The sequence below is a fragment of the Microbacterium phyllosphaerae genome (genome assembly GCF_017876435.1).
In the GTDB taxonomy this organism is placed as follows: Bacteria; Actinomycetota; Actinomycetes; order Actinomycetales; family Microbacteriaceae; genus Microbacterium; species Microbacterium phyllosphaerae.
Genome location: NZ_JAGIOA010000001.1, coordinates 2304931 through 2328583 on the forward strand (window position 1 = coordinate 2304931; position 23653 = coordinate 2328583).

Here is a 23653-nt window from a genome sequence, read left to right on the forward strand (position 1 = left end):
TCCCCCGGGCCTCATGTCTGAGGTCCGGGGGAGAATGGTCTCATGGGACACGGTGACGGCAGAGGGCGCATCGTGTCGTCCGCCGACGCTGACGACACCGGTACGAGCATCCTGCACGTCGACATGGACGCGTTCTATGCGGCGGTCGAGGTGCTCGACGATCCGAGTCTTCGCGGGCTCCCGCTGATCATCGGCGCGCCCGACGGCCGGTCCGTCGTGTCGAGTGCCTCCTACGAGGCTCGTCGGTACGGAGTCCGCGCCGCGATGCCGGTGTCGCAGGCGATTCGGCTCTGTCCGTCGGCGAGGGTCGTGCCGCCGCATTTCCACCGCTACCAGGCGGTGTCACGCCAGGTGATGGGAATCTTCGAATCGATCACTCCGTTGGTCGAGCCTCTCTCGGTCGACGAGGCGTTCCTCGACGTGCGTGGTGTCCGGCGGCTGTGGGGGAGTCCCGTGCAGATCGCCAGGCTCGTGCGTGAGCGGGTGAGCGACGAGGTCGGCATCACCTGCAGTGTCGGCGTCGCGGCCACCAAGCACGTCGCGAAGATGGCGTCGACGATCTCCAAACCCGACGGCATGCTCGTCGTCGCCGCATCCGAGACGCAGGACTTCCTCGACCCTCGACCGGTGCGGGCGATGTGGGGCGTGGGCCCGAAGGCCGCCGAGGCCCTGGAGGGGCGCGGCATCCGCACCATCCGCGACATTCGCACGTCGTCGATCGACATGCTCGACCGAGCGGTCGGTCCGGCGCTGACCGCTCGGCTCGTGCAGCTGTCTCGGGGCGAGGACGCGCGCGCGGTCGAGACCGAGCGCATCGAGAAGAGCATCGGTCATGAAGAGACCTTCGACACCGATGTCACCGACCGCACGTACCTGCGTGCCGAACTGCTCAGGCTGGCTGATCGCGTCGCCGCACGTCTGCGCAAGGCCGGCTGGGAGACGTCGACGGTCGCGATCAAGATCAGGTTCGACGACTTCCGCACCCTGAGTCGGTCGCAGACCCTCGCCGAGCCCACGGCGGTCGGTCGACGGATCGGCGAGGCGGCACAGGCACTGTTCGAGCAGATCGACCGTCGCGATCCCGTACGACTCGTCGGTGTGCGCGCCGAGAAACTGCGACCGGCAGGCGGCGGCGGTATCGGGCTGTGGGACGACGATGAGGACTGGCGACGGGTCGAGGGCGCGGTGGACGATGCGGTCGCGCGTTTCGGCTCGGCGATGATCGGTCGCGCCAGACACATCGGCCGTGGTGAGGGGCGAGGAGCAGCTCAGCACCCGAAGGCGCACGGGCTGGATTGACCCTTCCGTGGCTCGATTCCTGGGCTAGCGTGGAGCCATGCCCAACATTGCACTGGAACTCGGAAAGCAGGCCGCCTCGTTCGGCGTCAAGACCGCGTACGGAGAGCCGCAGGACGTCGACGGCGTGAGCATCACCCCGGTCGCCTTCACATACTCGGGATTCGGCGGTGGAAGCGGTGACGGTGCCGAAGGCGGCGGCGGTGGGGGAATCTCCGTGCCGGTCGGCGTCTACGTGCGTCGCGAAGAGGGGCTTCGGTTCGAGCCCAACATCGTGACCCTGCTGGTCGTCGCTGTGCCGTTCGTCTGGGTCGCCGGACGAGCACTCTCTCGCATCATCCGTGCCCTCAAGAAGTGACGATCCCGTCGCGGCGGCGCTCGAGCGCGCCGCGACGCTGATCGTCGACGACATCCACGCCCTTTCCGCGGCGAACCCCGTCGTCATCCTCGACGGCCGCAGCGGAGCCGGCAAGACCACCCTCGCGCGCATGCTGGTCGAGCGCTGGCCGATCGTCGGCAGGGTGCAGCTGGTCGCCCTCGACTCGATCTATCCCGGCTGGGACGGCCTCGAGGCCGGTGTCGAGCACGCGCTCGACGGCATCCTCCGTCCGCACGGCCGCGGCTACCTCGGGGAATGGCGCCGGTGGGATTGGGAACGCCATGCCGAAGCGGAGAGCCACGCCGTGGACCCGTCGCTCGGAGTGCTGATCGAAGGAAGTGGGATCCTGACCCCGAAGACCGCCGCCATCGCCGATGTGCGCGTCTGGTTGGAGTCCGGCGAGGCCGGTCGCAAGGCGCGAGCGTTGAACCGAGACGGTGAGACCTATCGGCCGCATTGGGAACGCTGGGCCGAGCAGGAACGCGCCCATATCGCGAGAGATGATCCTCGCGCGCTCGCGACCCGAGTGATCGAGATCCCCTGAGGGGTCGAGTTCCTCTGAGGGTTCAGAGGAACTCGTCCGCAGCCTCGATCGTGAGTTCCAGCCGGTATCCGAGCCAGTCGTAGACGCCGAATCGCGCATCGTCAGGGTCATGATCGTCATCGTTCTCGATGCCGAGGCGCTCCGCGATCACCAGGCGCAGTGCAGTGAGGGTGCGCAACCACGCGTCGACATCGGCGAGTCGGATCAACAGATCGTGCTCGGCGAACGCCTCTTCCTGAGACATGGAGTCCAGATCACCCCGGAGCTCCGACAGCGCCGTCCGGACGATGTCGGCATCGAGAGCTCGTCGGTCGAGCAGGTCGTCGCGCGTCGCCTCCCGAAAGGCGCTCGATGCATCAGCGTCTTCGGGATACGGGTCGGGTGCCATGCGCTCGATCGCGGGGTCGGTCACGTCCCGGTCCGTGCCGACGAGTTCACGGAAATCGTCGACCAGCTGTGCGAGCTGCGCGCCCTCGACCCTGGCCATCCGCACGTGCACCATGTGTTCGGTCATCGCGCGGCCTTTCGCACTGTCGCCCACAGGCCGTAGTCGTGCATCGCCTGAGCGTGCACCTCCATCGTCTCGCGGGGCCCCGTGGCCACGATGGCCTGGCCTTCGTGATGCACGGCACGCATGAGCTGCGTCGCGCGCTCGAGCGAGTACCCGAAGTAGGTGCGGAACACGCGCACGACATAGCTCATCAGATTGACCGGGTCGTTCCACACGACGACCTCCCACGGCTCGAGGGGCGCGGCCGCGAGATTCGTGACCTCCTCGATGTCGGGCGTGGCCAGGGGACTCATGCCCACCCCAGCTCGTGCAGCTGCGCGTCATCGATGCCGTAGAAATGGGCGATCTCGTGCACCAGGGTCGTGTGGATCTCGTCGCGCAGATCGTCCTCGTCTTCGCAGACCGCGAGGTGCGGCTCGCGGTAGACGACGATCCGGTCGGGCAGCTCCCCGGACCCGTACTGGGTGCGCTCGGTCAATGCCAGACCGTCGTAGAGGCCGAGGAGGTCGAGGCTCCCGTCCTCGGGGCGGTCCTCGACGACGAAGACGACGTTCTCGAGTCCGTCGACCATCTCATCGGGCAGCCGGTCGAGTTCGTCGATCACGAGTTCCTCGAAGGGCGCAGCATCCATCTCCATCGGTTCCAGCCTATTGCCGCGAGCGCCCGCCCGGCGTCAGTGCAGGAAGACGAGGAGTGCGGCGACCGCGATGAACAGGATGCCGAAGACGCTGTTCAGGATCCGCTGCCCCCGCACTGAGCGGGTCAGGCGGCGGAACGGCCGGGCTGCTGTCGCGAAGAAGCCCCACATCACGACGACATCGACGACCATCACGGTGATGATCAGTGTGAGGTACTGGGGCAGCTGGGGCTCGTCCAGGCGGATGAACTGGGGGATGAAAGCCAGGAAGAAGACGATCGCCTTCGGATTGAGGAGGTTCACCCAGAATCCGCGACGGATCATCGACCAGTGCCCCTCGCGCAGATCGATGCCGGTCTCATCCTCCATGTCGGTGACGGCCGGCTTGGCCAGGATCAGTCGGATCCCGAGGAACACGAGGTAGGCGGCTCCGGCGTAGCGGATGACATTGAACAACATCTCCGACTGCGACACGATCAGGCCGAGCCCGGCGGCGACGATCGCGACGTGAACGATGAGGGCCAGCTGCTGGCCGACGATTCCCCAGATCGACCGACGCCATCCTTGGCTGAGCGCGTTCGACATCGTGTTGATGGCGCCGGCGCCCGGCGTGAAGCTGATCACCACGCAGGCGGTCAGGAGCGAGAACCACACGGCGAGTGACACCACGCAATCCTAGGGCTCTCGCTCCTTCGCCGTGTTCAGCCGTCGGCGGCGATGTTCGGCAGACGCAGGTCGAGTCGGCGGAGCATCTGTGCGTTCAGAGCCACGACGATCGTCGAAAGCGACATCAGAACCGCACCGACGGACATCGGGAGCACGAATCCGATCGGTGCGAGGACGCCTGCGGCCAGCGGCACGGACAGGAGGTTGTACCCCGCTGCCCACCAGAGGTTCTGGGTCATCTTGCGGTATCCCGCCCGCGAGAGATCGATGACCGAGAGGACCGCGCGGGGGTCATCGCCGGCGAGGATCACGCCGGCGGACGCGATCGCCACATCCGTCCCGGCGCCGATGGCCAGCCCGACATCGGCCTGCGCGAGCGCGGGCGCGTCGTTCACACCGTCGCCCACCATCGCGACTCTGCGTCCCTCGGACTGCAGCGAGCGCACTCTGGCGGCCTTGTCCTCCGGTCGTACCCCGGCGAACACCCGCTCGATGCCGATCCGGCCTGCGACGCTCTCCGCGACGGCCTGCGCGTCACCCGTGATCATCACGACCTCGATGCCCCTTGCGTGCAGCGATTCGACGGCCGAGATCGATTCAGCACGAATCTCGTCGGCGAGCCTCAGGGCACCGACGACCTGATCGTCGACGAGAACGTGGAGGATGATCGCGCCCTCCGTGCGCCATGCTTCGGCGATCGGAAGCTCCGAGGAACGAGTCTCGCTGAGCAGGTGCGGTCCGCCGACCTTCACCGAGCGGCCGTCGACGAGAGCGCTCACTCCGACGGCGGGCGACGATCGGAAGTCGCTGGCGGTCGGCACCTTCACGTTTCGATCATGTGCGGCGTTCACGATCGCCTTCGCGAGAGGGTGCTCGGAATCCTGCTCGGTCGCCGCCGCGAGGGAGATGAGGTCGTCGCTCGTGTACGGAGAGAGGGGCTCGATGGCGGTGACGGCCGGCGTGCCCTTCGTGAGCGTTCCCGTCTTGTCGAAGAGGACGGTGTCGATGGTGCGCATCGTCTCGAGGGCGAGCCGATCCTTCACGAGGATGCCTGCGCGTGCCGCACGCTCGGTCGCGATCGACACGACCAGAGGGATCGCGAGGCCGAGAGCGTGTGGGCACGCGATGACCAGGACGGTGATCGTGCGGACGACGGCCTCGTCGGGCATGCCGACGGCGGACCAGGCGATGGCGGTGATCGCGGCGGCTCCGAGCGCGAACCAGAAGAGCCATGCGGCCGCGCGATCGGCGATCCGCTGCGCCCGTGATGACGACGCCTGAGCCTCTGCGACGAGTCTCCGGATGCCGGCGAGAGTCGTATCCGAACCGACAGCTGTGATCTCGACGCGGAGTCCCGAATCTGTCGCCACGGTTCCGGCGACGACCTGATCGCCGACGGTCCGGCCGACGGCTCGTGACTCGCCCGTGATCATGGACTCGTCGATGCTCGCGGCACCCTGGGTGATGCGTCCGTCTGCGGGCAGGCGCCCGCCCGGCCGGACGACGACGATGTCTCCGATCCTGAGCTCGGCGGGGGAGACCCGGACCGTCTCGCCGTGTTCGATGCGTTCGGCCTCGTCCGGCAGCAGCGCGGCGAGAGAATCGAGCGCGGAGGTCGTCTGCGCCAGCGAGCGCATCTCGATCCAGTGGCCCAGAAGCATGATGACGATCAGCAGCGCCAGCTCCCACCAGAACTCCAGTTCATGATGCAGCAGGCCGAGGGTCGCTCCCCACGATGCGAGGAAGGCAACGGTGATCGCGAGTGCGATCAGAAGCATCATCCCGGGCTTGCGGCCGCGCAGCTCACTCCACGCACCGGTGAGGAACGGTGCACCACCCCAGACGTACATCACGGAGCCGAGGGCTGGTGCGATGTATCGGGCCCACCCCGGTACGTCGTACCCGATGATCATCGCGAACATCGGGGATGCTGCGACGACCGGGACGGCCACGGCGAGCATGATCCAGAACAGGCGTCGGAATCGTGAGGTATGGCCTGTGTGCCCGGCATGAGCGCGATGGCCTGTGTGAGCGTCATGCCCGGTGTGCTCTGCCGGAGTCGGTGTTCCGTGTCCCATGTCGTGTGAGGAATGATCGGTCGGTGTCGATTCAGCCAGATGAGTCATGTCCGGTCCCTTCGGTGTGGTCACTCAGAGGAACCAGATACCCCCTAGGGGTATTCCGAACTGCGGGATCGCGAATACAGAAGAGGCCCGAGTCAACAGACTCGGACCTCTTCTTGATGGGGTGAGTAACGGGACTCGAACCCGCGACATCCGGCACCACAAGCCAGCGCTCTACCAGCTGAGCTATACCCACCATGTGCCAACCGGAGTTGGCAACCAGACGAGTCTATTACATGTTTGGAGTGAACTCTGACACGGTGCGCGTCGCGATGTCTCGGGCATCGTCGCTCGACGGCCCCGGCTCGTCGACGAACACCGCTTCGCGGTAGTAGCGAAGCTCTCGGATCGACTCGAGGATGTCGGCCAGCGCCCTGTGGCCGCCGTCCTTGGCGGGCGCCTGGAAGAAGACGCGCGGATACCAGCGTCGCGACAGCTCTTTGATGCTCGACACATCGACGTTGCGGTAGTGCAGCCATTGATCGACCTGAGGCATGTACTTGGCCAGGAACATCCGATCGGTGCCGATCGTGTTGCCGGCCAGCGGTGCCTTGCGCTCGAGCGGCGCGAAGCGCTTGATGTAGGCGAGGGTCTGCTCTTGGGCGTCGGCGAGCGAGATGCCGTCGGGGATCTCGGTGATGAGCCCCGACGTCTCGTGCATCTTCGTGACGAAGTCGTTCATGTTCTCGAGCGCCGCATCACTCGCGCGGATGACGACCTGGAAGCCCGGATCGACGGGGCGCAACTCGAAGTCGGTGATGACGACGGCGATCTCGACGAGCTCATCGACTGAGAGATCGAGGCCGGTCATCTCGCAATCGATCCAGACGAGACGGTCGTTCTCTGACGCAGATACCATTCGGCCATCCTATCGACGGCACCGACATCAGAGCCGGGGCGGTACGGTATATCTGTGCGCCTCCGTAGCTCAGGGGATAGAGCAGGAGCCTTCTAATCTCTTGGTCGCAGGTTCGAATCCTGCCGGGGGCACATCCTCTGCCGGGTGTCTGTTCAGCCGTTGCGCAGGGCAGCCACGGCGTCATCTGCCTTCCAGAAGTCTCCGACGAGGCGAAAAGTCGCGGTGGCGAGGTGCAGACGCTCGGCCCGATACCGCACTCCGAGCGGGTGGTGGACGAGCCGGAGGTGTCCGAGCACCCGGCCTCTCGCGTCCTGTACACGCCACAGGTGAGCTGCGGCTCGAACCAGGTGCTCTCGCGGGCTCGACAGCCGAGGTGTCGCGTACGGAACCTCGGGCGGGGATGTGATCAGGGCGTCGGACATTCGATCTCTCCTTTCGTCGTTCGAACATATGACCGACCACCGACATTGCTCTTCCGCATGCGCCACGGCATGACTGTCACTCGTCCTGCACGGCCCGGATCGTTCGTTCGTTGTGCGCCGATCGCGTGTTCTGCACCCGGAGCGTAGGGAGTGAGCGCGCACTCTGGAGGCATCCGGGCGAGCGACCCGGGTCTTTGAGGAGAAGATCATGCATGACACCGTGACAATCGTCGGCAACGTCGCCACCGATCCGACGCTGGGGCGGACCGCCAGTGGCATTCCCGTCACGAACTTCCGCTTGGCGAGCACGCATCGCCGATTCGATGACGCGACCCAGACCTGGATCGATGTGGCGACGAACTGGTACTCCGTCGCCGCATTCCGCCAGCTCGCGGAGCACGCGAAGGTGTCGCTCCGCTCGGGGGACAGCGTGATCGTCACCGGCAGGATGAAGATCAGGGCGTGGGAGAACAACGGCAAGCAGGGTACGAGCGTCGACATCGACGCGGATGTGATCGGTCATGACCTGCGCTGGGGCACCACCGCGTACCGTCGCAGCGCGCGGTCGACCCCGGATCAGAAGGAGAGGGGCCGAGTCGAGGACGGCGACGATGCTCCGCCCGCGTCGTCTCGCAGGGAGCCGGCGGATGTCGACACGTCGTGGGCGGACAGAGACGCCGTCCCCGGTCCAGACCGCGAGCTCGTCGATCAGTCGTCGCCTTCCGCGAGGCTCACTTTCTGAGGCGGCGGGCCGAGATCGCGGTCTCAGAACTCGGCGCCGGTTCGATATCGGCGTTCGCGCGAGCGGGGGAGTCCGCCCGTAGACTCGGGTCGTGCTTCGACGACCGGACTCCTCCGCATCGCGTGCGGCAATCATGGCCGGTATCGCGGTCGTGCTCACAGCCGTGCTGACCTCGTGCGGACCGACACCGTCCCCGACGCCCGCACCGACGGAAGCTGGTGTTTCTCCGACTCCGTCGGCGACTCCGACGACGCCGGTGTACGTGGCGGATGGGACTGCCGATGACAACCTGCCGTTGTTCGCGGCGGTGACCGCGCAGGTGTGGGCCTCCGATCAGAAGGTCTCGGGCCGCGCCTACATCGACGCGCTCATCGCCGCGGGGTTCGATCGCGAAGCGATGCAGGTCACACAGGATGTGTCGACCGTCGGCAATCCGGCCGAGAGCATCCAGTTCTCGGTGCGCTGGGGAGACTCCGAGTGCCTGGTCGGGCAGGTGGGCCCGTCGACGGGTGCGCCCGTGACGGCGGTGATGCCGCAGCTCGCGGAGGGGCGCTGTCTGATCGGTGCCACTCGCGCCATCGACTGGTGATCATCGCTCCGGCGTCGGAGCATGACGTTCACCGACCCTGAGTGTGATCCGACGGTGACCCGCTGAGAGGCCGGTAGGCTGGAGTGTCGATCTTCGACGCCAACAGAAGGAGCGTTTTTCGGTGGCTGAGTACATCTACTCGATGGTTCGTGCGCGCAAGGCAGTGGGCGAGAAGCTCATCCTCGACGACGTCACGATGGCGTTCCTCCCCGGTGCCAAGATCGGCATGGTGGGCCCGAACGGTGCCGGCAAGTCGACGATCCTCAAGATCATGGCCGGCATGGACACGCCGTCGAACGGTGAGGCGAAGCTCTCCCCGGGGTTCTCCGTCGGAATCCTCATGCAGGAGCCGGAGCTCGATGAGACCAAGACCGTGCTGGAGAACGTCCAGGACGGCATCGCGATCAAGGCGAAGGTCGATCGTTTCAACGAGATCTCGATGCTGATGGCCGATCCGGATGCGGACTTCGATTCGCTTCTCGCCGAGATGGGAACACTTCAGGAGGAGATCGACGCGGCAGACGGCTGGGACCTCGACTCGCAGCTCGAGCAGGCGATGGACGCACTGCGCACGCCACCGGGAGACGCTGCGATCGCGCCGCTCTCCGGTGGAGAGAAGCGTCGCGTCGCACTGGCGAAGCTGCTCCTCCAGAAGCCCGATCTGCTGCTCCTCGACGAGCCGACCAACCACCTCGACGCCGAGAGCGTGCTCTGGCTCGAGCAGCACCTGCAGGCCTACAAGGGCGCTGTCATCGCCATCACCCACGACCGGTACTTCCTCGACCACGTCGCCGAGTGGATCGCAGAGGTCGACCGTGGTCGCCTGATCGGCTACGAGGGCAACTACTCCACCTACCTGGAGAAGAAGGGCGAGCGCCTCGAGATCCAGGGGAAGAAGGACGCCAAGCTCGCCAAGCGCCTCAAGGAGGAGCTCGAGTGGGTCCGCTCCAGCGCGAAGGGCCGCCAGACCAAGTCGAAGGCGCGTCTCGCTCGCTATGAGGAGATGGCCACGGAGGCGGAGCGGACCAGGAAGCTGGACTTCGAGGAGATCCAGATTCCTGCGGGTCCTCGTCTCGGAAGCATCGTGATCGATGCCAAGAAGCTTCAGAAGGGCTTCGACGGACGCTCGCTCATCGACGGCCTCAGCTTCAGCCTGCCGCCGAACGGCATCGTCGGTGTGATCGGCCCGAACGGTGTCGGAAAGACGACCCTCTTCAAGACGATCGTCGGCCTCGAGCCGCTCGACGGCGGTGACCTGAAGATCGGCGAGACCGTCAAGATCAGCTACGTCGACCAGTCGCGCTCGAACATCGATCCCGACAAGACGCTGTGGGAGGTCGTCTCCGACGGCCTCGACTTCATCACCGTCGGCAAGACTGAGATCCCGTCACGGGCATACGTGTCGAAGTTCGGTTTCAAGGGTCCGGATCAGCAGAAGAAGGCAGGCGTGCTCTCCGGTGGTGAGCGCAACCGTCTCAACCTCGCTCTGACGCTCAAGGAGGGTGGCAACCTGCTCCTCCTCGACGAGCCGACCAACGACCTCGACGTCGAGACCCTGAGCTCGCTCGAGAATGCGCTTCTCGAGTTCCCCGGCTGCGCCGTGGTCATCACTCACGACCGGTGGTTCCTCGACCGCATCGCGACGCACATCCTGGCCTACGAGGGCACCGACGAGAAGCCCGACCAGTGGTACTGGTTCGAGGGTAACTTCGAGGCGTACGAGGAGAACAAGATCCAGCGTCTCGGTGCTGACGCGGCGAAGCCGCACCGTTCTACGCACCGCAAGCTCACCCGCGACTGAGACCACGATGTCCGACCTGACACCGGGGCCCCGCCTGCACATCCCGATCCACCTCCGCTGGGGCGATCTGGATGCGTTCAATCACGTCAACAACACCTCGATGCTCAAGCTGCTCGAGGAGGCGCGCGTACGCGCGTTCTGGCGTGCGGGCCCCGGTGAGCAGGCACCGTCCACCGCCGTGCTCGATTCCGGGCTCGACGAGGGGATCCTGACGCTGATCGCGCGCCAGGAGATCGAGTACCTCGCCCCCGTGCCCTACCAGCGTCGTCCTCTCGAGGTGCAGATGTGGTTCGGCAAGCTGGGCGGCTCGAGCGTCGAGGTCTGTTACGAGGTGCACAACTCCCCGGAGGCGGAACCTCGGACGATCTATGCCCGTTCCACGGCCGTCATCGTCCTCGTCGACGCCGCGACAGGACGCCCGACCCGCCTCACGCAGGAGATGCGCGATGCGTGGCAGCCGTTCACCGGCGCCTCCATCGAGTACTCGCACCGCTGACCAGGCCGGCGCGTTGACCGGCCGCGAACCGGCGGTCTGAGGCGACCGGGTGCACGACCTGAATCGGTGGACACGTATGGCTCGTGTGCTCGGCCCGAATGGAGCGCGCGACGTCAGTCCTCTGACGGGACCCTGACCATGATCTCCTGCGCGACCGAGGCCACGAGCTCGCCGGCCTGCGTGTAGATCCGCCCCTGCGCCAGGCCGCGCCCGCCCCGGGCATTCGGTGACTCCTGCATGTACAGCAGCCAGTCATCGACCCGAGCCGGGCGATGCCACCACATCGCGTGGTCGAGACTCGCGACCTTGAGGCCGGGCAGCGCCCAGTACACGCCATGCGCGCGGAGGATCGACTCCTGGATGGTCATGTCGCTCAGGTACGCGAGAGCCGCGCGATGGATGCGCTGATCGTCCGGCAGGGGAGCGCGCAGCCGCATCCACACACCCTGATGGGGCACGCGGGCGTCATCACTCGGCAGGAACAGGGGCGAATCGATGTGGCGCACGTCGGCTGCTCGGTCGCTCAGCATGCGCGCGGTTCCCGGCGGCAGTCCCTCGACACGCTGCTCGTCGGGCAGCAGCGAGTCCGGCGAAGGCACACCGTCGGGCATCGAGACGGCATGCTCGACTCCGGGACCCTCGTCCTGGAACGACGCGATCATCGAGAAGATCGGAACGCCGTTCTGGTAGGCCTGCGAGCGACGCGTGGAGAATGAGCGGCCGTCGTGGATGCGGTCGACGGCGATCGTGATGCCCTGGTCGGCGTCGCCCGGGCGAAGGAAGTACCCGTGCATCGAGTGGACCGCGCGGTCCTCGGGAAGGGTCCTCTCGGCGGCGAGAAGGCTCTGAGCGAGAACCTGGCCCCCGTAGATACGGCCTGACGGCATCGCGTGCGACGAGCCGGTGAAGATGTCCTCGGTCGTGCGTGCCTGCGTGGAGTCGAGGTCCAGCACTTCGAGGAGCTGTTCGACGGTGCGGATCGCGTGTGCGTCGGCGGTCATGACTTCCTTTCCGCGACTGCGGATGCCGCTGGCGTTGCTAGTTTAGAGGGTGTGCCGCACCAGCTCCTTCTCGCCGATTCCGACACGTCCAAAGACGTCCTGACGTTCCTCGGACGAGCGACGCGCATCTCCGACGAAGGCGTGCGACTCCAGGCGGCGGACGGAGTTCTCGCACTCACGGGCGCTGCTCTCGCGCCCCACGGCCTGTTCGATCAGACCCCGACGGTGCTCGCGATGCGCATCGTGCGGGTCGACCCGGAGCTCGAGTGCGATGTGGTCGTCGCATCTCTCAGCGCCACGGATGACGATCGCGTGCTCACGCTCCCCGAAACCGGTCTCTCTCCCGCGTGGGCAGGGGTCGCACCGCCGCGGGGCCAGTGGCAGGCGACGTCGAGCCTTGCGGCATCCGTCATCGCCCAGCGCGCGCAGTGGGGGATCAGCGCCGTCGCTCGAGGCGCGACACCGGGATCCGGCGAAGAAGCCGTTCGTGCGCTGCGCGCGGCGATCTGGGGCGAGCCCGATGAGGACCTCGGTGGTCTGCCGAGGGGAGTGGCCTTCGCAGCGGATGCATTCGGTTTCATCTCCGGTGAAGAGGACGTGTCCGTCATGACCTCGGGGCGATGGACGCGCCTCGCCTTCCGCCGCGGTCATGTGCTCGCCCGCGGGCCCGTCGCCAGCGGCCTCACGGCCGTGCGGGGCACCGGCGCGACCGACTAGCTCGGCGTCATACCGCGACGCCGCGGCGTCATCGCGCTGCGGCGCGCCCCGCCTGCCTCCCGGAGAACAGGCAGCCGCCGAGGAAGGTGCCCTCGAGAGCGCGGTACCCGTGCACACCGCCTCCACCGAAGCCGCTCGCCTCACCCGCGGCGAACAGCCCGGGGATCGGCTCGCCGTCGGCGCCGAGAGCGCGTCCGTCGAGATCGGTGTTGATGCCGCCGAGCGACTTCCTCGTGAGCACGTGCAGCTTCACCGCGACGAGAGGGCCTGCTGCGGGGTCCTGCAGACGGTGCGGCGCGGCGGTGCGGATCAGCTTGTCGCCCCGGTATCCGCGCATGGAGCGGAGCATGCCGATCTGCGCATCCTTGGTGAACTCGTTGTCCATCTCCCTGTCGCGTGCGACGATCTCGCGGCGGACGTGATCGATGTCGAGAGCATCGCCGCCCGGGTGACGGTGCATCTGCTCCAGCAGAGATTCGAGATCGTTCTCGACGATGAAGTCCTCGCCCTCGTCGAGAAAGGCCTGGACGGGCCCGGTGGGCCCCTTGGCCAGCCGCGACTTGAGCAGCAGGCCCACGTCCTTGCCGGTCAGGTCCGGGTTCTGCTCACTGCCCGAGAGCGCGAACTCCTTCTCGATGATCTGGCGCGACGTGACGAACCACGAGTGGTCGTATCCCGTCGTGCGCAGATGCGCGAGAGTTCCCAGGGTGTCGAACCCGGGGAACAGAGGAACAGGCAGTCGCTTGCCCGTCGCATCCAGCCAGAGGGAGGACGGCCCCGGCAGGATCCGGATGCCGTGCGACGGCCACACCGGATCCCAGTTCTTGATCCCCTCGACGTAGTGCCACATCCGGTCACCGTTGATCAGGCGCGCTCCGGTGGCCTCCGACACGGCGTGCATCGATCCGTCGACGTACGCGGGCACACCCGTGAGCATCTGGGTGGGCGGCACCCCGAGGCTCGCCGGCCAGGCCGCACGCACGAGGTCGTGGTTGCCGCCGATACCTCCGGACGACACGATCGTCGCGCCGGCGCTGATCTCGAAGTCGCCGATCACCGCGCGGGAGGATTCGACGCCTCGAGCCGCCGGGCTGGATTCCAGGATGCTCCCGCGAGCCCCGGTCACGGCTCCGTCCGTCGTGATGAGCTCCGTCACCCTGTGGCGGGGGAGGATCGTGATTCGTCCCTCTCTCTCGCCCTGCTCGACGGCGGCGGCGAACGGCGCGACGACACCGGGGCCGGTGCCCCAGGTGATGTGGAAGCGGGGCACGGAGTTGCCGGGCCCCAGTGCCCCGTATCCGCCGCGCTCGGCCCATCCGACCACGGGGAAGAAGCTCACTCCGCGCTCACGCAGCCATGCACGCTTCTCGCCCGCGGCGAACTGCAGATAGGCCTCGGCCCAGCGCCTGGGCCAGTCGTCTTCCGGGCGATCGAAAGCTGCCGTCCCGAACCAGTCCTGAGTGGCGAGAGCGAGCGAGTCGCGGATGCCCATGCGTCGCTGCTCGGGGGAGTCGATGAAGAACAGCCCACCGAACGACCACCATGCCTGTCCGCCGAGGTTCGTGCGTGGCTCCTGATCGATCAGGATCACGCGGCGTCCGGCATCCAGCGCCTCACTCGCCGCGACAAGACCGGCGAGCCCCCATCCGATGATCAGGACGTCTGCAGACAGGGGCGTGTGCGTCATGTGTTCTCCGTTGATTCCTGACGTGATCGCGTCTCGAGCGTGGGGCGCCCGGCGGCGGACGTGCCGATGCCGGACGGCTCGAATGTGTTCACCATGGCATATGCGGCGCGCTCGAGATAGTCCCACAGCGTGGATTCGTGGAGCGGCGACAACTGTGCCTCGTCCACCGCGGTCCGCATGTGTCGAAGCCACCTGTCGCGGGCATCGGGGTCGACGTGGAACGGCATGTGCCGCATCCGCAGCCGAGGGTGACCTCGTGTCTCGCCGTAGGTGGTCGGACCGCCCCAGTACTGCTCGAGGAACATCAGCAGCCGCTGTTCGGCGGGACCCAGATCGTCTTCGGGATACATGGGCTTGAGCACCGGATCGAGAGCGACCTCGCGGTAGAACACCGAGACGATCTTCGCGAACGTCTCGCGACCGCCGACCTCGTCGTAGAACGTCACTTCTGGGGGCTCCCGTCATCGGTCGTCTTCTTGCGTCGCCAGATTCCGCGGTCGGGAATGACGGGCACACCCGTGACCGCGTTCGGGCGCGTCTTGGGCGGATTGGCGCCACGCACGCGACGAGCCCCGTCGAGACCGGTGGGGATGACGGTGGTCATGCTCGGGAAGGAGATCTCGTTCTCGAGCATGGCAGCACGCAGACGCTTGCGCAGTTCCTGCGCGACGTCGTCTTTCGCATTCGCGCGGGCCTTGATCACCAGGCGCACGACGAGGGCATCGCCGCCCACTGATTCCAGGCCCCAGAGCTCGGGCTTCTCGATGATGCGGGTGCGCCACTTCGGATCCTTGGCGAGCCCCTGAGCGGTCTCGAGCATGATCTTCTCGACCTTGTCGAGGTCGGAATCGACCGGCACGCCGAGGTCGATGATCGCGCGCGCCCAGCCCTGAGACATGTTGCCGATGCGCAGCACCTCGCCGTTGCGCACATACCAGAGCGTTCCGTTCACATCGCGGACCTGAGTGATCCGCACGCTGACGTACTCGACGACTCCCGTCGCGAGGCCGAGGTCGACCACATCGCCGATGCCGATCTGGTCCTCGGCGACGAGGAAGATGCCGTTCAGGACGTCCTTGACGATGTTCTGCGCACCGAAACCGAGACCGGCACCGACCGCTGCCGTGAGGAGGGTGAGGGAGCCGAGCAGGCTGTTGTCCAGGGCGTTCACGACCAGGACCAGCGCGATCACGACGAGCATCACGTTGACGATGTTCTGCAGGATCGTCCCGAGAGTGCGCGTGCGCTGCACGAGTCGCATGTCCGCGAGCGGGGAGCGCTCGAGGGCCTGCGTGTCGTCGACCGCGGCCTTGTTCTTCGCGCTGTCGACGATCCGGTGCACGACACGCCTGATGACCACACGCAGCACCAGGGCGATGACCACGCAGGCGACGATGATCAGCGCGACCTGCAGCGCTTTTCCTCCGACGACGCCGAGCACACTGAGGATGTCGGACCACACTTTGGGGACCTCGGTCGCGACGGGCTCGGGAGTGGCTTCGAATGGCTGCATCATCACCTCCAGAGTAGCGATCAGGCCTCTGTGCGGGCTGGATGCACCGCACAGAGGCCTGATCGTGGAACCGGGTCTCAGTCCTCCGCGTCGCGGGACTGTGCCGCGAGCGCGCGCTCGACGTCGGCGAGGTTCTCGAGTACGAGGCGACGCAGCGCGGGAGCGGCGTCCTGGTGCGCGGAGAGCCACGCGCGGGTCGCGTTGCGCAGTTCGACATCGGCGATCGCGGTCGGGAACAGGCCGACGACGAGGTACTGCGCGATCTGGTAGGTGCGCGCCTCCCAGATCGGGATCAGCATGTCGAAGTACGCCGGGACGAACTCACGGAGTGCATCGGCGCCGGCCGGGTGCACGAAGCCGAGCGCTGCGGAGCGCACGATCGTGTTCGGGGCATCGTCGCGTTCGATCAGCGATGCCCAGGCGGCCTTCTTCGACGCAGAGTCGGGTAGAGCGGCGCGGGCCTGAGCGGCGAACTCGCCACCCTTCGACGTGTTGTCCGAAGCCAGTGCGGCGTCGATCGACGCCGCGTCCGTGGCACCGATCGTGGCGAGGCCGACGAGCAGCTGCCAGCTCAGGTCGGCGTCGATCTCGAGTCCGGGAAGCGTCTCCTCGCCAGAACGCAGACGACCGATGATGCCGGCGTGCTCGGGCGTCACCAGTGCCCCGGCGAATGCCGTGACGAACTGGAGCTGACTGTCGCTGCCTGATTCCGCCGACTCCGCGAGGTTCCAGAGTCCGTCGGCCACCTTCTGACGTGCCGCGCGGCGATCTGCCGGCGTGACGTAGAGGGTCGCCGCCGTGCGCAGCTGCGCGAGCGTGGTGCGGACGGTGGTGGATTCGGTCTCTCGACCGATGTTGCCCAGGACGAGGTCGATGTAGTCGGACGCGGCGGTCTCGGCGTCACGCGTCTGATCCCAGGCGGCGCCCCAGACGAGCGCGCGGGCCAGTGGGTCGCTGATGTCGGCGAGGTGCGCGATCGCGGTGGCGAGGGAACGCTCGTCGAGGCGGATCTTCGCGTATGCGAGGTCATTGTCGTTGAGGAGCACGAGATCGGGGCGCTTGTGGCCGTGCAGCTCCGGCACCTCGGTGCGGTCGCCGTCGACATCGACCTCGGCGTAGTGGGTGCGCACCAGCGCACCGTCCGTGAGCGTGTAGAACCCGATTCCGAGACGGTGGGGGCGGATCGTCGGGTAGTCGGCGGGTGCGGTCTGGGTGACGGCGAAACGCGAGATCGTGCCGTCGGAGTCTTCGGCGATGACCGGCTCCAGCGTGTTCACACCGGCGGTCTCGAGCCACTTCTTCGACCAGGTGCTGAGGTCGCGACCACTGGTGGCCTCGAGCTCGACGAGGAGGTCGCTCAGCTCGGTGTTGCCCCAGGAGTGCTTCTGGAAGTACTGCGAGACGCCGGCGAAGAACTCCTCGATGCCCACCCAGGCGGCGAGCTGCTTGAGGACCGAGCCGCCCTTGGCATACGTGATGCCGTCGAAATTGACCTGCACGTCTTCGAGGTCGTTGATCGTGGCGACGATCGGGTGCGTGGAGGGCAGCTGGTCCTGGCGATACGCCCAGGTCTTCTCCATCGCGTTGAACGTGGTCCACGCCTCTGTCCACTCAGTGGCCTCGGCCGTCGCGATCGTCGACGCCCACTCGGCGAACGACTCGTTGAGCCAGAGGTCGTTCCACCACTTCATCGTGACGAGGTCGCCGAACCACATGTGCGCGAGCTCGTGCAGGATCGTGACGACGCGACGCTCCTTGACGGCGTCGGTCACCTTGCTGCGGAAGACGTAGGTCTCGGTGAACGTCACCGCTCCCGCGTTCTCCATGGCACCCGCGTTGAACTCGGGGACGAAGAGCTGGTCGTACTTCGCGAAGGGGTACGGCACGCCGAACTTCGACTCGAAGTAGGCGAAGCCCTCACGGGTCTTGTCGAAGATGTAGTCGGCATCGAGGTGCTGCCACAGGCTCTTGCGGCCGTAGACGCCGAGCGGGATCACACGACCCGACGCGCTGGTCAGCTCGGAGAACGTGGATTCGTAGGGACCCGCGACGAGGGCCGTGATGTACGAGGAGATGCGAGGAGTGGGCTCGAAGCCCCACGTGGCGACCGTGTCGTCGTCATGCACGATCGGCTCGGGCGTGGGGGAGTTGGAGACGACCTTCCAGGAGGCCGGTGCGGTCACCGTGAACTGGAAGGTGGCCTTCAGATCGGGCTGCTCGAAGACGGCGAACACCCGGCGCGAATCCGGCACCTCGAACTGCGAGTAGAGGTAGACCTCGCCGTCGACCGGGTCGACGAACCGATGCAGCCCCTCGCCGGTGTTCGTGTACTCGCAGTCGGCGTCGACGACGAGGACGTTCTCGACCTGGAGGCCGGAGAGAGCGATGCGTGAGTCGGCGAAGACGTCGTCGGGGTCGAGCTGTTCGCCGTTCAGCGAGATCTCACGGACCTCGCGGGCGATCAGGTCGATGAAGGTGAAGCTCTCCGGCGTCGCGGTGAAGCGCACGACGCTGCGGGAGCCGAAGACCTCGGCACCCTTCGTCAGGTCGAGCGAGACCTCGTACGACTGGGTGTCGACGACGTCGCGGCGCTCCTGCGCTTCGATGCGGGTGAGGTTCTCTCCAGGCACAGCTGTACTCCCAGGGGTGAGGGGATGCTGCCGCAACCCAGCGCAGTTGGCGCCCACGGCAACCATGACAGCCTACGCCAGCGGGACGGACGCTCTCGCTCTCAGGAGATGAAAGAATGGAGGGGTGACCGCGATCGAGCCGAACACCGTCCGCTTTGCCTCCGATGCCGCTGCCTCCGGCGCGCCGTATGTGACCACCCCGGTGGCCTACGACGGCATCCTCCTCGCCGGGTTCGGGGGACCGGAAGGACAGGATGACGTCATCCCCTTCCTCCGTAACGTCACCCGGGGGCGCGGGATCCCTGACGAGCGTCTCGAAGAGGTCGCGCACCACTACCGTCATTTCGGCGGCGTCAGCCCGATCAACGGTCAGAATCGCATCCTCAAGGACGCACTCGAGGCGGAACTCGCGCGCCGCGACATCGACCTGCCGGTGTACTGGGGCAACCGCAACTGGAGCCCGTACCTCGAGGAGGTGGTGACCGAGGCGGCGGCCGACGGCCGCACCACTCTGCTCGCCTTCGCGACCAGCGCCTACAGCTCGTTCTCGAGCTGCCGTCAGTATCGCGAGGACTTCGCCCGCGTGCTCGAGGAGACAGGTCTCGGCGACACGGTCACGATCGACAAGATCCGTCCGTTCTACGACCACCCCGGCTTCGTGGAGTCGTTCGAGACGGGCGTGCGCGAGGCGGTCGAGACGTTCCTCGCGCAGGGCATCGCCGCCGAGGACATCCAGATCCTCTTCTCGACCCACAGCATCCCGACCGCGGATGCCGAGCGCTCGGGCGCCCGGGACATCGAATGGGGCGAAGGCGGCGCCTATGCGGCGCAGCATCTCGCCGTCGCCGCGTGGGTCATGGACCGGGTTCGCGAGAGCATCCCCGCCGCCGCTGACGTCTCGTGGGAACTTGTGTACCAGTCCCGCTCGGGTCCTGCGTCGCAGCCGTGGCTCGAGCCCGACGTGTGCGACGTGATCGGCGAGCTCCCCGCGCGCGGCCGAAAGGCGGTCGCGGTGGTTCCCGTCGGCTTCATGAGCGACCACATGGAGGTCCTGTGGGACCTCGACACCGAGGCGGCGGAAGCCGCAGAGGAGGCGGGGCTCGCCTTCACGCGCACGCCGACGCCCGGTGTGGCGCCGTCATTCGTCACCGGAATCGTCGATCTGATCGTCGAGCGTCTCGAAGGACGGCCGAACGCGGAGCGACCGCACGTCACCGCGCTGCCCGGTGCGTTCGACGTGTGCCGTCCCGGATGCTGCGAGAACGTCCGTGCGGGTTTCAAGCCGGCCGCCGCCGGCGTCGCCCCATGATCACCGGCTGACCCTCTGCGCTTCTAGGATGGATGCCATGCGCATCCATATCGCCACCGATCACGCCGGTCTCGACTTCTCCACGCAGTTGCAGGACCACCTGCGCGGCGCCGGTCACGAGGTCGTCGACCACGGGCCGGTGGAGTACGACGCCCTGGATGACTACCCCGCGTTCTGCATCCGTGCTGCGCAGGCTGTGGTCGCCGATCAGGCGGCCGGTATCGAGACTCTGGGCGTCGTCTTCGGAGGATCGGGCAACGGCGAGCAGATCGCCGCGAACAAGGTCGAGGGAATCCGCGCCGCTCTGGTGTGGAACACCTCGACGGCCGAACTCGCGCGCGAGCACAACGACGCCAACGTGATCTCGATCGGAGCGCGCCAGCACACCTTCGACGAGGTCACCTCGTTCATCGACACGTTCATCGTGACGCCGTTCTCGCAGGACGAGCGTCACGTGCGCCGGATCGGTCAGATCGCCGACTTCGAACGCGACGGCTCGCTCCTTCCGGATCCGCGGGCCTGACATGCCTGAGGGACACTCCGTCCACCGCATCGCTCGTCAGTTCGAGCGGAACTTCGTCGGCAAGACGATGAGGGCGTCCAGCCCGCAAGGGCGCTTCGCGGAGGGAGCAGCCGTGCTCGACGGCCGCGAGGCGCTCAGCGTCCAGGCGGTCGGCAAGCAGATGTTCCTCGAGGCCGAGGGCGACCTCTGGCTGCGCGTGCACCTCGGCCTGTACGGGGCATGGGACTTCGCCGGGGAGATCCTCGTCGATCCCACCATCGCGTCCGCGAACGGCCGCATGGGACAGACGAATCAGCGAGGGACGGACGTCGGCGAGGCGATCCTCGACGACGCGGGGGAGAACTCCCTCGCATCGATCGGCGCCCCTCGGCGCACCCGCGTGCACGTGCGCATGTCCGAGCAGACGAAGGGACTCGCGGACGAGGGCATGGAGTGGCCGCCTCCGGTGGTCGGCCAGGTGCGCCTGCGTCTGATGACCGACATCACGGCTGCCGACCTCCGCGGGCCGACCGCGTGCGTGCTGCAGACCCCGGAGGAGATGCTCGCCAGCGTCGCCAAGCTCGGCCCCGACCCGCTGGTCGGCGACCCGGCGCTGAACGAAGAGCGTTTCGTGCAGGCGGTGCGCAAGAAGCCGACCGTGATCGCGTTGCTCCTGATGGACCAGGCGGTGGTGAGCGGCATCGGAAACGTGTACCGCGCCGAGATGCTCTTCCGTCAGAGGCTGAACCCGCATACGCCGGGCCGCGACGTGCCCGAGGGTGTGGTCCGTGCGCTCTGGCGTGATTGGGTGACCCTGCTGGCGATCGGGGTCGAGACCGGGCAGATGATGACCATGGACGACCTCTCGCCCGACCAGTATCGCGCGGCGATGGCGAGCCGCGACGACCGGCACTGGGTCTACCACCGGGCGGGACTTCCGTGTCGTGTCTGCGGAACGGAGATCGCGCTGGAGGAGATCGGTGCCCGCAAGCTCTACTGGTGTCCGCGCTGTCAGGCGTGAGCCTTCGGCCATAGGCTGAGAGGATGCGTCAGAACCCCAGCTTCACGCTCGCGGACGTCACCGAGATCCGGCGGGTCATCGATGCGAACCCGTGGACGACGATCGTCAGCAACGGTCCGGACGGACTCGTGTCATCGCACTATGTGGCGCTGCTCGACGACGATCGTGACGACCTGACGATCGTCGGACATGTCGGGCGTCCCGACGATCTGATCCACGGAATGGGAGAGCGGGAGCTCCTCGTCGTCTTCCAGGGGCCCCACGGCTACATCTCGCCGGGGTGGTACGGCGATGTCCAGGCCGTGCCGACCTGGAACTACACGGCGGTGCACCTGGCAGGAGTCCCCGAGATCCTGAGCGACGAGGAGAACCTCGCGGTTCTCGATCGGCTCGTCGACCGGTTCGAGGGAAGGATGCCGGAGCCTCGGCGCATGTGGGAGCGTCCCAACGATCCCGCGTTCGTCACCCGCCTCGCCTCGGGGACGGTCGGGTTCCGACTCACTCCGACGCGCGTGGTGGCGAAGCGCAAACTCAGTCAGAACAAGTCTGCGGAAACGGTCGAGACGGTCATCGCGGAGCTCGAGGGCGACGGGCCCTACGCGCATCCCGGGCTTGCCGCCGAGATGAGGCGCGCGCACGAAGCGCGCACGGGTGGGCTCCGATGACCGGCATCGACTCTCTGATCGGCACGATCACCTCCGTACGGATCGCGGGACCGGGACGAGAGTTCCTGATCGACGATGAACCGGTCGACATCTTCATCGACGAGGGCCTCATCAGCGATATCGCACCGGCGGGAGCGATCCCTCCCCGGGGTGAGGTGCTCGAAGGGAACGGCGCCTGGGTGGTGCCTGGTCTCTGGGACAATCATGTGCACACGGTGCAGTGGGCTCTCGCGACGGAACGCGTCGCTCTGGGCGGGGCGGCGTCTGCAGCGGAGGCGGCGGCGATCATGTCCGCATCCGCGCCGCTGCCCGACGGTCGCAAGGTCGGCAGCGGATTCCGCGACGCGATGTGGCCGGACGCGCCCACTCTCGACCTCCTCGACAACGCGACCGGATCGATTCCGACTTACCTCATCAATGCCGACGTGCACAGCACGTGGCTCAACTCCGCAGCGCTGTCGCTCGAAGGTTTCACGAGTTCCGATGGGATGCTGCGCGAGCAGGATGCGTTCGAGATCTCCCGTCGGCTGAACGCCGTGGATCCCGAGCGCGGCGACATCGCTGTGCGTGCAGCGGGGGAGCGAGCGGCATCCCGAGGTGTCACGGGCCTGGTGGACTTCGACATGGCGTGGAACGCGGACGCCTGGCCGCGGCGGGTCGCGGCGGGCTTCGCCTCTCATCGCGTCGAGTTCGCCGTCTACCCGTTCGATCTGACCCGCGCCATCGCGGCGGGCCTGAGGACAGGCGAACTCCACGAGGCACCGGACGCGCCGGAGGCCGGGCGCGGTCTGGTGCACGTCGGACCGCTGAAGATCATCAGCGACGGATCGCTCGGAACGCGGACGGCGGCATGCTCGCACTCCTACCCTGGCGACCCCGAGAACTTCGGTATCCTCACGGTTCCGCCGGCGGAGCTCACCGAGCTGCTGACGGTCGCGACAGGCGCGGGTCTCGCGGTCGCGGTGCATGCGATCGGTGATCGAGCCGTCACCGGGGCTCTCGATGCCTTCACCGTGTCGGGTGCCGTGGGGACGATCGAGCATGCCCAGCTCGTGCGGCACGCGGATCTCGCACGCTTCGGTCGCCTCGGCGTGATCGCGAGCGTCCAGCCGCAGCATGCGCTGGACGACCGCGACCTCGTCGGGAAGCACTGGGCGGGGCAGACATCCATCGGGTATCCCCTCGGCGCTCTGCGTGACGCAGGGGTCGAGCTGAGGTTCGGCTCTGACGCCCCCGTCGCGCCTCTCGACCCGTGGCAGGCGATCGCCGCGGCCGTCACGCGTACCGATGATGATCGCGACCCGTGGCATCCCGAGGAGCGGCTCACGCGAGAGCAGTCGATCCAGGCGAGCGTGCGCACGGCCCTGCGGCCGGGCGAGATCGCCGACATCGTCCTGTGCGGGCTCGACCCGCTGACCGCGTCTGGTGTCGATCTGCGCGGTATGCCCGTCCTCGCGACGCTCGTGGCCGGGCGAGTCACCCACGGCGCTTGACCTCGAGCCTCAACGAGAAAAGGGGCACCGGGAGAACCCGGTGCCCCTTT

25 protein-coding genes and 2 tRNA genes are annotated in these 23653 nt (G+C 67.1%); 14 read left to right on the plus strand and 13 right to left on the minus strand.

Annotated elements, in window-relative coordinates:
* The first annotated feature begins 42 nt into the window (after window positions 1-42).
* The 3 genes from dinB to JOF42_RS10765 are packed head-to-tail and all read left to right on the plus strand — an operon-like array spanning window position 43 to window position 2219.
* Window positions 43-1299, plus strand: coding sequence for a DNA polymerase IV (gene dinB / locus JOF42_RS10755; protein WP_210097849.1), 1257 nt, complete (start codon window positions 43-45; stop codon window positions 1297-1299).
* A 37-nt stretch (window positions 1300-1336) separates the two neighbouring features.
* A complete protein-coding gene (locus tag JOF42_RS10760) occupies window positions 1337-1654 on the plus strand; it encodes a hypothetical protein (protein WP_210097850.1) in 318 nt (105 codons plus the stop codon).
* Window positions 1638-2219, plus strand: a complete 582-nt coding sequence (locus tag JOF42_RS10765; protein WP_210097851.1) for a nucleoside/nucleotide kinase family protein — start codon at window positions 1638-1640, stop codon at window positions 2217-2219. The genes JOF42_RS10760 and JOF42_RS10765 overlap by 17 nt, the downstream gene beginning before the upstream one ends.
* 22 nt (window positions 2220-2241) lie before the next feature.
* On the opposite strand, the gene JOF42_RS10770 is transcribed toward JOF42_RS10765, so the two are convergent.
* The 7 genes from JOF42_RS10770 to orn form a co-directional block, all read right to left on the minus strand.
* Complete coding sequence (locus JOF42_RS10770; protein WP_210097852.1) at window positions 2242-2733, minus strand: DUF2017 family protein; 492 nt, start codon at window positions 2731-2733, stop codon at window positions 2242-2244.
* Entirely contained in the window at window positions 2730-3023 is a 294-nt protein-coding gene (gene clpS, locus JOF42_RS10775) for an ATP-dependent Clp protease adapter ClpS (RefSeq protein ID WP_210097853.1), read from the minus strand. The genes JOF42_RS10770 and clpS overlap by 4 nt, the downstream gene beginning before the upstream one ends.
* Complete coding sequence (locus JOF42_RS10780) at window positions 3020-3367, minus strand: metallopeptidase family protein (protein WP_210097854.1); 348 nt, start codon at window positions 3365-3367, stop codon at window positions 3020-3022. Before JOF42_RS10780 ends, clpS begins: the two co-directional genes overlap by 4 nt.
* 36 nt (window positions 3368-3403) lie before the next feature.
* Window positions 3404-4033, minus strand: coding sequence for a LysE family transporter (locus JOF42_RS10785; RefSeq protein WP_210097855.1), 630 nt, complete (start codon window positions 4031-4033; stop codon window positions 3404-3406).
* Window positions 4034-4068: 35 nt separating this feature from the next.
* On the minus strand, window positions 4069-6159 hold the full coding sequence (locus JOF42_RS10790) for a heavy metal translocating P-type ATPase (RefSeq protein ID WP_210097856.1): 2091 nt from the start codon (window positions 6157-6159) through the stop codon (window positions 4069-4071).
* 117 nt (window positions 6160-6276) lie between these two features.
* A tRNA-His gene (locus JOF42_RS10795) sits at window positions 6277-6352 on the minus strand.
* Window positions 6353-6388: 36 nt separating this feature from the next.
* Complete coding sequence (gene orn / locus JOF42_RS10800; protein WP_210097857.1) at window positions 6389-7015, minus strand: oligoribonuclease; 627 nt, start codon at window positions 7013-7015, stop codon at window positions 6389-6391.
* A gap of 58 nt (window positions 7016-7073) precedes the next feature.
* Here orn and JOF42_RS10805 point away from each other — a divergent pair.
* Window positions 7074-7146: transfer RNA gene (locus JOF42_RS10805), tRNA-Arg, on the plus strand.
* Between the two features lie 21 nt (window positions 7147-7167).
* On the opposite strand, the gene JOF42_RS10810 is transcribed toward JOF42_RS10805, so the two are convergent.
* Complete coding sequence (locus tag JOF42_RS10810) at window positions 7168-7437, minus strand: hypothetical protein (RefSeq protein ID WP_210097858.1); 270 nt, start codon at window positions 7435-7437, stop codon at window positions 7168-7170.
* Window positions 7438-7645: 208 nt separating this feature from the next.
* Between JOF42_RS10810 and ssb the strand changes: the two genes are divergently transcribed.
* From ssb to JOF42_RS10830, 4 genes are all read left to right on the plus strand, one after another.
* Complete coding sequence (gene ssb / locus JOF42_RS10815; protein WP_210097859.1) at window positions 7646-8179, plus strand: single-stranded DNA-binding protein; 534 nt, start codon at window positions 7646-7648, stop codon at window positions 8177-8179.
* Between the two features lie 91 nt (window positions 8180-8270).
* Window positions 8271-8768: a DUF6993 domain-containing protein gene (locus tag JOF42_RS10820; protein WP_307803586.1), complete on the plus strand. Its 498-nt coding sequence runs from the start codon at window positions 8271-8273 to the stop codon at window positions 8766-8768.
* Window positions 8769-8889: 121 nt separating this feature from the next.
* On the plus strand, window positions 8890-10569 hold the full coding sequence (gene ettA, locus JOF42_RS10825) for an energy-dependent translational throttle protein EttA (RefSeq protein WP_210097860.1): 1680 nt from the start codon (window positions 8890-8892) through the stop codon (window positions 10567-10569).
* 7 nt (window positions 10570-10576) lie between these two features.
* Window positions 10577-11065 (plus strand): acyl-CoA thioesterase, encoded by a 489-nt coding sequence (locus JOF42_RS10830; RefSeq protein ID WP_210097861.1) that lies wholly within the window; start codon window positions 10577-10579, stop codon window positions 11063-11065.
* A gap of 113 nt (window positions 11066-11178) precedes the next feature.
* Here the strand turns inward: JOF42_RS10830 and JOF42_RS10835 are convergent, their stop codons facing one another.
* Window positions 11179-12066 carry an acyl-CoA thioesterase gene (locus tag JOF42_RS10835; protein WP_210097862.1) on the minus strand — a complete coding sequence of 296 codons (888 nt, stop codon included), beginning with the start codon at window positions 12064-12066 and terminating at the stop codon, window positions 11179-11181.
* Window positions 12067-12117: 51 nt separating this feature from the next.
* On the opposite strand from JOF42_RS10835, the gene JOF42_RS10840 reads away from it, so the two are divergent.
* Window positions 12118-12783: a DUF8185 domain-containing protein gene (locus JOF42_RS10840; RefSeq protein ID WP_210097863.1), complete on the plus strand. Its 666-nt coding sequence runs from the start codon at window positions 12118-12120 to the stop codon at window positions 12781-12783.
* A 28-nt stretch (window positions 12784-12811) separates the two neighbouring features.
* Here JOF42_RS10840 and JOF42_RS10845 read toward each other — a convergent pair whose 3' ends face one another.
* The 4 genes from JOF42_RS10845 to pepN all read right to left on the minus strand — a co-directional run bounded on the left by JOF42_RS10845 (window position 12812) and on the right by pepN (window position 18613).
* Window positions 12812-14470 carry an FAD-binding dehydrogenase gene (locus JOF42_RS10845; RefSeq protein WP_210097864.1) on the minus strand — a complete coding sequence of 553 codons (1659 nt, stop codon included), beginning with the start codon at window positions 14468-14470 and terminating at the stop codon, window positions 12812-12814.
* Window positions 14467-14916: a globin gene (locus tag JOF42_RS10850; protein ID WP_210097865.1), complete on the minus strand. Its 450-nt coding sequence runs from the start codon at window positions 14914-14916 to the stop codon at window positions 14467-14469. Before JOF42_RS10850 ends, JOF42_RS10845 begins: the two co-directional genes overlap by 4 nt.
* Window positions 14913-15986: a mechanosensitive ion channel family protein gene (locus JOF42_RS10855; protein WP_210097866.1), complete on the minus strand. Its 1074-nt coding sequence runs from the start codon at window positions 15984-15986 to the stop codon at window positions 14913-14915. Before JOF42_RS10855 ends, JOF42_RS10850 begins: the two co-directional genes overlap by 4 nt.
* Before the next feature lie 74 nt (window positions 15987-16060).
* Entirely contained in the window at window positions 16061-18613 is a 2553-nt protein-coding gene (pepN, locus tag JOF42_RS10860) for an aminopeptidase N (RefSeq protein ID WP_210097867.1), read from the minus strand.
* A 124-nt stretch (window positions 18614-18737) separates the two neighbouring features.
* Here pepN and JOF42_RS10865 point away from each other — a divergent pair, with 124 nt between their 5' ends.
* The 5 genes from JOF42_RS10865 to JOF42_RS10885 are packed head-to-tail and all read left to right on the plus strand — an operon-like array spanning window position 18738 to window position 23603.
* Entirely contained in the window at window positions 18738-19922 is a 1185-nt protein-coding gene (locus JOF42_RS10865; protein ID WP_210097868.1) for a ferrochelatase, read from the plus strand.
* 37 nt (window positions 19923-19959) lie between these two features.
* Window positions 19960-20445: a ribose-5-phosphate isomerase gene (locus JOF42_RS10870; RefSeq protein WP_210097869.1), complete on the plus strand. Its 486-nt coding sequence runs from the start codon at window positions 19960-19962 to the stop codon at window positions 20443-20445.
* 1 nt (window position 20446) lies between these two features.
* Window positions 20447-21445 (plus strand): Fpg/Nei family DNA glycosylase, encoded by a 999-nt coding sequence (locus JOF42_RS10875; RefSeq protein ID WP_210097870.1) that lies wholly within the window; start codon window positions 20447-20449, stop codon window positions 21443-21445.
* Between the two features lie 23 nt (window positions 21446-21468).
* Window positions 21469-22110 carry an FMN-binding negative transcriptional regulator gene (locus JOF42_RS10880; RefSeq protein WP_210097871.1) on the plus strand — a complete coding sequence of 214 codons (642 nt, stop codon included), beginning with the start codon at window positions 21469-21471 and terminating at the stop codon, window positions 22108-22110.
* Window positions 22107-23603 (plus strand): amidohydrolase, encoded by a 1497-nt coding sequence (locus tag JOF42_RS10885; protein WP_210097872.1) that lies wholly within the window; start codon window positions 22107-22109, stop codon window positions 23601-23603. Before JOF42_RS10880 ends, JOF42_RS10885 begins: the two co-directional genes overlap by 4 nt.
* The last annotated feature ends 50 nt before the right edge of the window (window positions 23604-23653 follow it).